At 41.6% G+C, this 12,688-nt stretch carries 12 protein-coding genes; 7 read left to right on the top strand and 5 right to left on the bottom strand.

The features are described 5' to 3' along the window. Positions 1–17 precede the first annotated feature (17 nt). The gene (locus ACO1PK_RS15135) at positions 18–596 is read left to right on the top strand and encodes a DUF1566 domain-containing protein (protein WP_423186435.1); all 579 of its coding nucleotides are present in this window, start codon (positions 18–20) and stop codon (positions 594–596) included. Positions 597–717: 121 nt separating this feature from the next. Next, positions 718–1,314, top strand: coding sequence for a DUF938 domain-containing protein (locus tag ACO1PK_RS15130; RefSeq protein WP_423186434.1), 597 nt, complete (start codon positions 718–720; stop codon positions 1,312–1,314). A gap of 6 nt (positions 1,315–1,320) precedes the next feature. Here the strand turns inward: ACO1PK_RS15130 and ACO1PK_RS15125 are convergent, their stop codons facing one another. Then, complete coding sequence (locus tag ACO1PK_RS15125) at positions 1,321–2,463, bottom strand: GNAT family N-acetyltransferase (protein ID WP_423186433.1); 1,143 nt, start codon at positions 2,461–2,463, stop codon at positions 1,321–1,323. Positions 2,464–2,474: 11 nt separating this feature from the next. After that, entirely contained in the window at positions 2,475–3,560 is a 1,086-nt protein-coding gene (locus ACO1PK_RS15120; protein WP_423186432.1) for an AI-2E family transporter, read from the bottom strand. Positions 3,561–3,764: 204 nt separating this feature from the next. Between ACO1PK_RS15120 and ACO1PK_RS15115 the strand changes: the two genes are divergently transcribed. Then, positions 3,765–4,787 (top strand): CNNM domain-containing protein, encoded by a 1,023-nt coding sequence (locus ACO1PK_RS15115; protein WP_423186431.1) that lies wholly within the window; start codon positions 3,765–3,767, stop codon positions 4,785–4,787. A gap of 179 nt (positions 4,788–4,966) precedes the next feature. Here ACO1PK_RS15115 and ACO1PK_RS15110 read toward each other — a convergent pair whose 3' ends face one another. Then, positions 4,967–6,025 (bottom strand): phospholipase A, encoded by a 1,059-nt coding sequence (locus ACO1PK_RS15110; protein ID WP_423186430.1) that lies wholly within the window; start codon positions 6,023–6,025, stop codon positions 4,967–4,969. A 244-nt stretch (positions 6,026–6,269) separates the two neighbouring features. Here ACO1PK_RS15110 and yghU point away from each other — a divergent pair, with 244 nt between their 5' ends. After that, positions 6,270–7,118, top strand: coding sequence for a glutathione-dependent disulfide-bond oxidoreductase (gene yghU / locus ACO1PK_RS15105; RefSeq protein ID WP_423186429.1), 849 nt, complete (start codon positions 6,270–6,272; stop codon positions 7,116–7,118). A gap of 33 nt (positions 7,119–7,151) precedes the next feature. Here yghU and ACO1PK_RS15100 read toward each other — a convergent pair whose 3' ends face one another. Both ACO1PK_RS15100 and ACO1PK_RS15095 read right to left on the bottom strand, forming a co-directional pair. Continuing rightward, positions 7,152–7,832, bottom strand: a complete 681-nt coding sequence (locus ACO1PK_RS15100; protein WP_423186428.1) for a tellurite resistance TerB family protein — start codon at positions 7,830–7,832, stop codon at positions 7,152–7,154. A 61-nt stretch (positions 7,833–7,893) separates the two neighbouring features. Further along, positions 7,894–8,889, bottom strand: a complete 996-nt coding sequence (locus ACO1PK_RS15095) for an endonuclease (protein WP_423186427.1) — start codon at positions 8,887–8,889, stop codon at positions 7,894–7,896. Between the two features lie 186 nt (positions 8,890–9,075). Between ACO1PK_RS15095 and ACO1PK_RS15090 the strand changes: the two genes are divergently transcribed. The 3 genes from ACO1PK_RS15090 to zapA all read left to right on the top strand — a co-directional run bounded on the left by ACO1PK_RS15090 (position 9,076) and on the right by zapA (position 12,661). Beyond that, the gene (locus ACO1PK_RS15090) at positions 9,076–12,057 is read left to right on the top strand and encodes a diguanylate cyclase (protein WP_423186426.1); all 2,982 of its coding nucleotides are present in this window, start codon (positions 9,076–9,078) and stop codon (positions 12,055–12,057) included. A 128-nt stretch (positions 12,058–12,185) separates the two neighbouring features. Beyond that, entirely contained in the window at positions 12,186–12,395 is a 210-nt protein-coding gene (locus ACO1PK_RS15085) for a hypothetical protein (RefSeq protein ID WP_423186425.1), read from the top strand. Next, positions 12,395–12,661: a cell division protein ZapA gene (gene zapA, locus ACO1PK_RS15080; RefSeq protein ID WP_423186424.1), complete on the top strand. Its 267-nt coding sequence runs from the start codon at positions 12,395–12,397 to the stop codon at positions 12,659–12,661. Before ACO1PK_RS15085 ends, zapA begins: the two co-directional genes overlap by 1 nt. Positions 12,662–12,688 lie beyond the last annotated feature (27 nt).

Raw genomic sequence — 12,688 nt, 5'->3', positions numbered from 1 at the left:
GCACACTAGGAGTAACAATGATGACAAGGCTAAAACTAACAATAGGATTAATAATTTCAGCATTTTTATTACAAGCTTGTGATACGGTGCCAGAGATAAGTTCAGAGCGATTTATTGATAATCAAAATGGTACCCTCACTGATAAAGAAACAGGTTTAATGTGGATGCGCTGTAGCCTAGGTCAGAAATGGACCGGTAATACCTGCCAAGGGGATCCGATAAAAAGCAATTGGACCAACGCAAGTGAATTAGCCAGTAAACACACCTTTGTTGGTCAACAAGATTGGCGTGTACCCACAATTGATGAATTAAGCACCATTGTGTTCTGTTCTACAGGACGCACTGAAATGGCAAGACCTGATGGCCGTTTTCAAAGAACTACGGATGGTCGTTGCCAAGAAGGGAGCTTTCAAAAGCCAACAATAAACATGGCGTTTTTCCCCGCTACACCGGCAGATTGGTACTGGAGTGCATCGCCTTTTGTGCATCATGATCGGGATGCATGGGGACTTAACTTTAGTGAAGGTAATGTAAGTTGGGGTGTCCGAGGAAATGAAAGTCATATCAGACTGGTTAGAAGTATTAGTGTAAATTAAGATAGTAGCCTGTGTGCGTTATGTTGTTGAATACACAATCTAGCGTGCACAGGGATAGCCAACGAAGCATTATCCGTTGTTATCCTATACTCTTAGATTATCAAAAAATGGCTTTCATAAAATGTATCCTGATTTACCCTACTCCCAAGCTTGCGAAAACAATAAAGCCCCTATCCTTGCCATACTTCAGCAAGCTTTTGCAGAATGCTCAGCAATACTGGAAATTGGCAGTGGTACTGGGCAGCATGCTGCACACTTTGCCAAGAACTTACCGCACTTAACGTGGCAAGCCAGTGATCAGCAACACTATTTACCAGAATTAAATGAGCGGCTTAAACGTGCAGCGCTGCCTAATTTACCTCAAGCGTTTAGCTTCGATGTAACAAAGCAGCTTATGCTGCCAAACCGTTTTGATGGCCTTTTCACGGCTAATACATTACACATTATGAGTTGGCCAATAGTTGAGAGCATGTTTCAACGGTTGGACGAACTGCTTACAGAAAAAGCAACGCTATGTATCTATGGCCCTTTTAACTATGCAGGCCACTTTACGAGTGCCAGTAACCAACTGTTTGATCAAAGTTTAAAAAGTCGTGATCCTGCGATGGGGATCAGAGATATTGAACAGGTCGTTGCGCTCGCTAAAATGCATGCTTTTCAACTGCATGAAGATTTTACGATGCCGGCTAATAATCGTTTACTGTGGTTTAAGCGTTGATACCCTTCAATCTTTGTAAGGTAAAGCTTGCTTAGCAGCAGCAATGTAAGCCGTAAGATGCTCAGTTTCTTGCGTAAAATAGTTTTTAATAGCGCCCGCTAAGGGCGTTGCTGCAAAAGCATAAGCACCATAACGCAACACGGGGGCAAAGCCACGTTTTAACTTGTGTTCGCCTTGTGCTCCGGCATCAAAGTATTGCAAACCATGTTTAATGCAATACTCTATGCCTTGGTAATAGCAAAGTTCAAAATGTAGCAATTCGTTCTCTGCTATAGCGCCCCAATATCGACCATAAAGTGTATTGTTACTGCTAAAACATAACGAGGCGGCTACTATTGTATCGGGTTGCTCTGCGGTGCAAGCAGCAAATACTACTAACTGATCCGCCATATGCTTGGCCATTAAATGAAAGCTATTGTCGCTAATATAGCCGGTATGCCCTGAGCGTTTCAGGTAGGTAGCTTGATAGCATTTAATAATCTGCTGCCAATGTTGAGGGGTGAGCTCCAATCCTGTAAGCGTCTTTAAAACTAAGTGCTGACAGCTAGAACGCTCTTTGAGGATTTGTTTACGCTTACGCGAAGTTAAGCCGGTAAGGAAATCACTAAACTGTTGATAGCCTTGGTTTTGCCACAGAAACTGTACATCATGCCGTAACCAAAATCCCTGCTCAACAAGTGTTTGGCAAGTTAAAAATTCAGGATAGAGCCACTGCACACAGCTCAATTGCTTTGATGTAAGGGCCGAAATTAAATATTGGCTAATAATTGGTAAAAGGGTTGGTAATAATGACTCATCTCGTACCCCGAGTCGAGGTCCTGTTACAGGCGTAAAAGGAATAGCTGCGATCCATTTTGGATAAAATGGCAACCTATACTGTTCATAAGCCTGCGCGATCTGCCAATCAAATAAATATTCGCCATAAGAGTGTGATTTTATATAACCCGGCACCGCAGCGATCAGTTGCTCGTCCTGCCACAAGGTAAGGTGCTGGCTATGCCAACCACTGTTACCTCCGATACTTTCGCCCTGCTCTAGCGCCATTAAAAACGCGTAGCGAGTGAATGGATAGTCTGTCGGAAACAAACTATCCCACTCTGGTGCAGAAATCGCGTTTAAGCTGGTGATAAATTGCAGCGTTATCGCCATAGAGTATGCAACTAGCTATTATCTTGTTTTTCTAAGAAATCTTTAAACTCAATGGTGTATAAACGTAATAACACCATCGTTAACGCAAATATAATGGGGCCATAAATCAGTCCGATGAGCCCAAACAACTGCAAACCACCCAATAATGACAAGAAAATCAATAAGGTACTCATTTGAGAGCTACCCTGCATTAAAATTGGCCTTAAAATATTATCGATGGAGCCAACTACCACAACTCCCCAAATAGCTAAAAAGAGCGCCCAGCCCCAATCACCCGTTAGTAGTAAGTATAAACTGGCAGGTAACCAGATTAGTGCTGTACCAACAGCAGGGATAAATGAAGCAAAAGCCATCATCGTCCCCCAGAATAATCCCGGGAAACCCGCTAGCGCCATCGCAATACCTCCGGCGATACCCTGTGCTATCGCAGTTAGAAATGACCCTAACACGGCAGAGCGAGCAACTTGCCGTGCTTCATTTAGCAAGGCATCTTCTTGTGAACGAGATAACGGAATCACCCAATACAAGGTATCAACAATTTTATTGTGATCTCTTAATAAGAAAAACAGAATAAACAGCATCAGGATAAAACCAAAAATAAAGCCGGTAATATCCCCAACTAACTTGGTACTTAGGTCTAGTAAGGTTTTGCTAAAGCTTGATGCAAACTCGGTAAATTTCTCTATGATGGATTGCGCAGTGAGAATATCAGCAGGAATATACTGTGATAAAAACTGCTGTGCTTGCTGCAAATAAGGATGTTGCAATAATTGCTCTGCCCCGCCCGTATTGAGCCAGGCATAACTTTGCCGAGTAAAGGTGAGACCTTGCTGTAAAATCGCCATAAATACAAAGGATGCAGGAACTAAAATGACAATAACCAATAAAATGCAGGATAGCGAGGCGGCTAAGTTAGGTTTACCTGGTAACTTCTTTTCAATCCATTCATGTACCGGGAAACACAGCAGCGATAAAACAAAGGCTAATACCAAGGCCCCGACATAAGGCGCAATAAGCAAATAACTGCCATAAATCGCTAATAGCAGCGCACCAATTAAAATATAATGACTTGGTTCTACCTGAAAAGTTTTTTTCATAATGGTGATTAGACCCTGTTTTAAATAGATTTACTTTGGCTATCTTAAGGTAAAAGTCCGCTGGAGTAACCAGCTAATTCATATTTGCATCATACCTGCATATTGCGTAGGTTGGATTAACATAGCGTTAAGTTCTCGATTTTAGCTTAGACTTTATTTATACTCATGTTTCCTTGGTAATACGGAGTGTTGTAATCAACCAGTATGAGTCTTTTAATCGCCTTTGTGGTGTTATCCATATCTGTTTCATTTATTTGTTCAATTTTAGAAGCAGCGCTTCTATCTATCACGCCTAGTTATATTGCTCAGCAAAAGCTAACTCGACCTAAACTCTACGAGAAACTGAAAGTACTGAAGGATAAGATTGATCAGCCGCTGGCGGCCATTTTAACCTTAAATACCGTAGCACATACGGTTGGCGCTACCGGTGTCGGTGCACAAGTTACGCTGGTGTTTGGTGATGGTTATCTTGGTATTGCTTCGGCGGTCATGACATTTTTAATCTTAATTTTGTCTGAAATTTTACCCAAGACGATCGGTGCTCGCTATTGGCCAAAATTAGCGCCAGTTTTGCCAGCAATATTAAATGGTATGATTTTCATCCTGAAACCTTTTATTTGGCTTTCTGATCAAATTATGAAACTTTTTGGTGGAGGTCATCAAGAGCATGATTTACGCCAAGAAATTAAAGCATTAACCATTTTAGGCCGTGAATTAAATAAGTTAGATGAAGATGAGCAGCGCGTTATCGCCAATATTCTCGACTTACACGATGTGAAAGTACGCGACATTATGACACCTCGCACGGTTTGTGAAACGGCCAGACCAGATGAGAAGCTAGTTGATTTAGTCGAGAGAGTGAAAAAAGATCAGTATTCACGTTACCCTGTGATTGACCAAGACGAAGCGCCCTTAGGTATTGTCTTTCGCTACGATATGCTAGATATCAGTGATAGCGCTGTTGCGGCCGATATCATGAAGCCAGTTAAAATCATTTCCGATAAGATCAGTGTTGAACAACTAATGTCACAACTAATGCGTGAACAACAGCATATGTGTCTGGTTTATGATGAGTATGGCAGCTGGTTAGGCTTGGTTACGATGGAAGATGTTATTGAAGCCATCATCGGCCAACCCATTATGGATGAAACTGACGATATCCCGAACATGCGGCGTTTTGCCAAACGCCGATGGGAACATAAGCAAAAACAGCTAAGTGAAGAGTAGACACAATAAAGCCCCAAAATGGGGCTTTATTTTTGAAAATCGATTATTAATTTAAACAGATTACTAAGTGAGCTGTCTTGCATCTTAGCCAAACTCAGATCACGAGGTTTTATCGGCTAATTTCAAAATGATAACCACAGCAGTCATTAACATATTTAACCGCTCTCTTAAGATAGCCCTTAAAAATTGAAGAGCATAAAACCTAAACCGATACTATTTTGACGATGATTATAATCGAGCAGTGTTTCTGAATAACCTGAGAATAACTGCAAATGTAACCTTAAACCATCTGGTTTTTCTCGGTCTACTGGATAGGTATAATCTAGTTGCCAAGAACCTTTTGAAAAATCTGACCAATTCATTCTTCGAGTTAACACAGCGGTGGAACTGCCTGGCAGCCAGCTAATTAATAGCTCGGTTGTTCCTCTAAAATCAGTTAAATCTGGGTTATCGTCTTCCGTCTCTTTTTCAGAAATTCGTTTGTTAAATTTTATGGCGACACCCACCTGCTCGCGCTCAAAGGCGGCGGCAACATAAAAACGATTCCAGCTGCGGGATAGTGGCTCGCTTTGCCCATTTGATTGATGCGCAAAGCCCAATCGAACCATCTGCATATTCCAACCAAAAGGTAAGTCATTGAAATATTGAAGTGTTGGAATGACATACATCACTTCTGGCTGATAATCAGTACTTCGAAAAGGAGCAGAATCAAGAGAGTTCCAAAGCTGCCACATTGAGGTTTGCGTATAGGCAAACCAAAGATCAGCATTAGGTAGCAACCAATCCTCTAACACCTTTGCCCGTAGCGACACCTGAAATTTTGCCTCGAGATTCTTATAATTTTCTTGGAACGCAGCCCCCTGTCTTGTTGGGCTTTGCGGTTGCTGATTCACGGAAGAACTGTAATGTGCGGGTAAAAAATAGTTAGGTTGATAAGTCCTAACACGAAAAGTACCTCTTTTATCGCTAGTATCTAGCTCCCATAAACTGTGTAACACCGTCGCGAGTGGAATAACTTCAGGTTCAAACTCACTAGCAATAGTGTCTGTCAATTTAAGCACTGGAGCAGTTTCTTGATTTTGCGCGAGTAGGCGTTGTTTCTGTGACGCTATAACTTTTTCGTCATAACAAGCAAGACGTTGTTGATCGGCTAGTCCTAAACAGTGTTCAAAATTGGTTTCTTGGGCAATAAGCGAAAAGTGGGTCAAAAATAGACTTACTGGAAAGACAAGCTTCATAATTCAATCCCTTGGATGATTTAACTATTGACCTATATTAGCAGCGAAATCGTATTTAATAAGGACCATCTTAGAAAAAATGAGAATAAATCAATATCATACTTAAAAATACTTATAAGACTCTTATCACAGAGCAGATATTAAGCTAACGTTAGTTTAAAAAAAATAAGTTTTTATAAAGAGGTGAAAGCATGAATTTTATTTTGGACCGTTTAAAAGACGGACAGGTTCTGGAGTACGTGCTATGAGCATATCGAGTTACACGCCACCCAAAGTTTGGCAGTGGCAACAACAAAACGGTGGTGCTTTTGCGAGTATCAATCGCCCTGTGTCTGGATCGACGCATAAAAAGGATTTACCGGTTGGTAAACACCCATTGCAGCTTTATTCTTTAGCGACTCCCAATGGTGTAAAAGTCACAATTTTATTAGAAGAACTCCTTGCTGATGGCAGAACAGATGCAGAATATGATGCTTGGTTTATTAATATTCGTGAAGGTGAACAGTTTAGTTCCGGTTTTGTTGACGTAAATCCTAATTCCAAGATCCCGGCTCTGGTTGATTACAGTACAGAGCCTACATTTAGGGTATTTGAATCAGGTAATATTTTGCTTTATCTGGCAGAAAAATTTCAGGCTTTTCTGCCCTCTCAGCTGCAAAAGCGCACTGAAGTGTTAAATTGGCTGTTCTGGCAAATGGGCAGTGCACCTTTTGTCGGTGGTGGCTTTGGTCATTTCTATGCTTATGCACCAGAAAAAATTGCTTACGCAATCGATCGCTACACCATGGAAACAAAGCGACAACTCGATGTTTTGAATAACCAACTTGCTAATAATACTTATATTGCAGGAGAAGAGTATAGCATTGCCGATATGGCTATTTGGCCATGGTATGGTGGTTTAGTCTTGGGTAGGCTTTATGAGGCAGCAGAATTTTTGGCGGTAAACGACTACCCTCATGTTATACGCTGGGCCAAGTTAATTGACAGCCGACCTGCAGTTAAACGGGGCTATGCTGTCAATCGCAATTTTGGCGCAGAGCCTCATCTGTTGGAGCGCCATAGCCCTGCAGACTTAAATGCCTTAGGTTTATAATAAAGGCGCAATACTGCGCCTTGTTTAACATAATTAAGTTTGAGTAAGTTGTTCAGCTTCTTGTACTTGCTGGCGTAACGCTAGTTGTAAACTCTCCGGCAACGCTAATTGTTTTGCGAGTTCATTAAGATAGCTCTTTTCCATAAAGCTCTCTTCATCAATAACTAATAAGCTTGCCAGATACATTTGTGCACCGGTTGCTTGGTCTTTCGCAAGGCTAGCAACAGCAGCAGGATCTAAGGGTTTCTTTAACTCCGCATCAACGAATTGAATAATCTGAGGTTCAGCGGTAAGTTTAGCAACTTCAGCATCGATGATTTCTCGCTCTCGATCATCAATATGACCATCAGCTTTAGCCGCAGCGATAACGGCAACCAGTATCGCTTTGCATTGTTGTTCCTGTAGCTGCAGTTGAGGCGCGGTATTAGCAGATGCAGTGGAGTCAACACTACCTTTATTTTGTTGCCAATTGTCAAAAGCTTTGTAAGCCAATACACCAAGTGCCGCCATACCGCCATAGGTAAGTACTTTCCCGCCCACCTTGCGGCCTTTTTTACTTCCCAGTAACAAACCTAGTGCGCCACCCGCTACAGCCGCTCCACCTTTGCCCTTTAGCATGCTTGATAGCGAACTAGTTATATCACTTTTACCGGTTTGTGAAGCAAGTCCTGCGCCCGATTTTAATAATTTATCTAAAAAAAGTTTATCAATCATCGACTCTATCCTTTTAACAAAATTATAAATTTGATTGTCAAAACGAAAAATAATTCAAAGATTATTTTGGGCAGTTGGCAGCAAGCCGATAGCCATGTTGTTCAGCCTCAGCACTGGATTGAAAAACCACTCGGTTCGACGCGGCCATACTCAGGTAATTGGGGCAATCTGCTCGATGGTAGACACGTGAGTTGCGATTAGCATGAACCGGAGCTGCTGCGCCTTGTGCTTGACGCTGAACATTGCTTTTATGGGTGAGTGTATCGGTTATTCCTGAGTGTTGTGCTAACCAACCTTGTGCTTTCAAACCTATACCGCTGGTGATAAAACCAAGCTGCCAATCTTTTTCCCCTGTAACAAAGGGATTAGTCCGGTTAGTTAAGGCTGCGGTGCGCTGATGTCGCACTAATTCAAGTTCAGAAACCGGATCTTGTTTGTGCCATGCCATGAAAAGCTGTTGATCTTGACGACTTAAGCTTAAGTTATAACGGTCTGCCATATAAAAAGCCACTCGGGCAATATCTCCGCGGATATCTGCCTTAGGTTGCACTTTACGCGCTTTACTATCAATCTTAATATCACATTGACCAAATTGCGGTGCAATAGAATTCGTCACCATACCAAAAGGCAGATCGGCGCGCAGACCATTAATTTGCCCTACCGCATAGGTTAAGTTAAATAAATCGCCTTCAATTTTATTAAATAAAGGGTCAGATTTTTGGCAATTTTTTCGGCCGCCGTTTTGCCAGCATTGCAACTGTTTGCCTACCCAAGAAATCGGAATAATATGCTCTACTTCACTTCGTGCGGCTCTGGCAATAGTCGCTTCGCTGGGTAAGCCTTTCGGAGAGTAAATTGCAAAACCACAGGACTCATGATCGACTCGCCCACCACTGCGCCCTAGCCAGCTAATGTTACAATCACAATAAAAAGTGCGTTCATTGCCCTGATAAATTTGTTTTAATTGGACTTTGGCTTGTTCAAAATTATTGGGATCCGCAAATACGTTTGCACTTAAAAACAGGGTTATTACTAACCCCAAAATGGTTATTTTCACAACAAATACTACCGCACTGGCCTGTGCATTCTGCTGAAAGGGGTTCAAAATGGCCTAATTTGAACAACTTACATAGCTAAATGGCTATGTTATCAAATATTCGGTAGCATGAGAGGCTATTTTATTGTGCAGACTCTTGAAAACGGGTATAACTTTATCACCAAAGTTACAAGGTCTGTTGAAATAATGTTGTGTTTAACTAGAAGGCTGCTGTTAGTTGCTGTTGTCTTCTTCGCCTTCCCTTTAACAGCGACTGATTACCTTTTCACGCCGGTAACTGATCCGCTTTTAGCACGACAATCTTCTGTATACCATATCTCACAGGATCCAGATGGTTTTATGTGGTTTGGTTCTGATACTGATGGCTTACTACGATTTGACGGCAATAACACTATTAACTGGCTGTATCCGAATAGCTTATTTCAGCAGCAATTAAATATAAATTACTTTATTCTTGAGGATAACAAAGAAATATGGCTAGCCAGTTGGCGAGATGGCCTTAGATACTATCCTAATAAAAAACCGCCCTATAGCTTTGCTATCGATCCGAGCAAGCCAAATGCACTAGCCAATCATCGTATTCAGACCTTATTTAAAGACAGTACTAATCGACTATGGGTAGGTACTATTGAAGGATTACATTATATAGATTTAGATAATCCTTATACGATCCAGCAAGTCGCCTTTAATCAACCGCTACATCCACTTTATGAACAACGCATCTGGGGCATAACAGAATCACCTGAGGGGCTATGGATAGCCACCTCTGAAGGAATAGTCCTGCTTGATAAAGAACATCAACAGATACGACACTTCAAATTGCATACCGCTAATCACTTTAACAACAGTAGAGCTAATGAAGTCAGAGAAATTAAATACCTAAATGCTGTTCTGATAGCAGGCTCAGCGGAAGGGATTTTTATTTTTGAGAAAAGTTGTCAATGTTTTACTCAGCTAATGACTCCAGATAACTTAGTTAATCCAAGGGTTAACACCTTACACCAAGGTATTAATAGTACGGTATGGGTTGGTGCAAGTAATGGTTTGTATCAATTTGATACTGATACGCGGCACTGGCTAAAGCAAGACCACAGTTATAATTTCTTACCGAATGTTGATGTAAGAAGCCTCTTTCTTGATAAAGATAAGCAGCTTTGGGTTGGCAGCCGAGAACAAGGCATATTTTTTGGTTATCAACAATATCAAGCTTTTAAACCGCTTTTTCAAGTCGACAATCCTCTTCAAGTGAGCAACGCTAATGACTTAACCAGTGCCATTTACCACGATACATCGGGCGGTTTGTGGCTTGCTAGCCAGAACGTCCTATTCTTTCGTGCACAGCAAGCGGCAGAATGGCAGGCAATCGAATTTCAACAACAATTTGGTATTAGAAAAATTTATCGGATTACAGAAGATCCCTCTGGAGATATTTGGCTGGCAACCAGTAACGGCCTGTATCGCGTTGATAATCTGCAACTTATTGCAGTCACAGAACCTTTCGATATCATTAATAAACCCATTAGCGCTGTTACTGATCTTGCGATTGATCAAGCAGGTACATTTTACTTAGGATTATGGCAATTTGGTTTAATCCAATGGCAACCGCAGCAACAACGTGCTGAATTACAACTTGATGAACTAACTAACACCCGTGGAGACCAGATTTATCAGATAAGTAAAGATAAGGATAATACTTTTTATGCGGTAAGCCGCTATACGGGCTTATTTAGGAAAAGTGCCGATAGCTCCGGCTGGCAGCGTGTTCTGCTTCCAATTGAAGATCAGATCGATGGTTATAACTGCATACTAGCTGAGCAGGACCTTTATCTATGGCTTTGTTCAGAATACGGCTTATGGCGCGTAGATAAAAAAACGCAACAAGTTAAACATTATACTGTGCAGGATGGCTTACCCAGTTTGTTTGTAAATGGTGCTTTTTTTGATAACGAAAATCGCTTCTGGGTATTAACCAATCATGGCCCTGCCCGCTTCGAACCGAGGTTAGCACATTTTGTTAGTTATAAATTATACGATGGCTTACCCAGCTTGAGTATGCAACGAAATAGCTATTCAGTCGCAAAAAATGGTGAGATTCTGTTGGGTACCGCCAAAGGGCCTGTTTTGCTGCAAGTTGCACCTGAGAAAGAAAGGCTAACTGTGCCTGATGTAGTGATTACTAGTATTATCATCGATGGTATCGATCACACGAGAGACTTCTTACAAAATGCGACAGAACTGGCGCTACCCTACTCTTATCGAGAACTCATTATTCGTTTTGCGCTAATTGATTACCGCCATTCTGAAACCAATACTACCCGCACGCGTTTGCTAGGTTTATCCAATCGTTGGAGTGACTTTAGCACTCATCATGAAGTGCGTTATATCAATTTGCCTACGGGCCAGTACACTCTGGAAATTGCTGGCCAGAATTCCCGCGGTATTAATACCACTAATCCCTATCAGCTTGCTATTACAGTGCAAGCTCCCTGGTGGGCTGCGACTTGGATTTGGTTAGTGGCAGTCTTACTGCTCTTTTTAGTAACGGTAGCTTTTATGCAGTTACAACAAGCGCATCTGAACAAACGTAATTACAAACTGCAGTTATTAGTGTCACAAAGAACCAGCGAACTGGAAGCATTGACAGTACGCTTAAAACGTCGAGCCGAGCATGATTCACTAACCGGTTTACTAAATCGAGCCGGCTTTGCTGAACGCTTTAAAGAAACACTGCAAAATAGTCGGCGAACTAAGCAGGCCGTTAGTCTCATCTTGGTTGATATAGATCACTTTAAGCTATTGAATGATCAATACGGTCATGATGCTGGCGATAAAGTGCTGCAGCATTTTGCCAAGATGCTGCAAGAGCGAGTGCGTAGCTCCGATGTAATCGGCCGTTGGGGCGGCGAAGAATTTATTATAGTACTTGAAAACTGTCAGGAAGACGGAGCTAAGGTTTTCTGCGAGGAATTACTTCATAACCTAAAACAATCTCCCTGTTTATACCACGAACTCAGTCTATATTACGCAGCGACTTTTGGTATTGTGTCTTTACCAAGCACAATAGACAGCTTAGATTTATGGTTAAAATTGGCCGATAACGCTTTATATAAGGGTAAAGCAGCGGGCCGAGCTCAAATAATAATTTCTCGAGAGCTGCCCTCAGCATAACAGCAAAAGTCCTTAAAAGTTGTTAGTTGTTCGTATATCATGCAGTTAGTGATGATTAAACCTATTTCACTGGTATTCATCCTCGACTTTCAGTACTGTACGCGTTTTTAGTCTCAACCGGAGCCTTTATGAGTACTGAACTGCTTTTTTCCGAATTACAACTTGCTGTACAGCGACTGCTGGAAAAAAACCAACAACTCACCGTGCAGTTGTCGCAACTACAAGAGCAACATGAATTATTACAACTTGATGCGTTAGAAAAAGATGAGTTGCAAGAGCAGCTGCAACAAAAAATGCAAAACTTACTCAGTAGCTTAAGTGAAGTCGTTGCTAAATAATGAGTGCTGTTGAGTCTTGTAAAATAGAGATTCTCGGCCGAGCGTATCGCTTCAAACATCCGTCAGATAAACTGCAACAGTTAATGATGTCCGCGGCTGAATTAGAGGCGCGTTTAACTGCTCAAACAATAGAGCAATCTTTAGTTACACGTGATCAGTTATTAGTTGCCACTGCAATCAATTTGCTAAGTGAACTTGCTGAGCAAAAACAGGAGACTGAGCAGCAACTTTGCCAGCTACTTCAAAAAATAGCAGAGGCTGAATAACGCAGCCCCTGCTAAAGTATAGCGATG

The organism is Alishewanella sp. d11 (assembly GCF_049390205.1).
Classification (GTDB): Bacteria; Pseudomonadota; Gammaproteobacteria; order Enterobacterales; family Alteromonadaceae; genus Alishewanella.
Note: the sequence above shows the minus strand (reverse complement) of the source record. Positions and strands in the feature narration are given on the sequence as shown.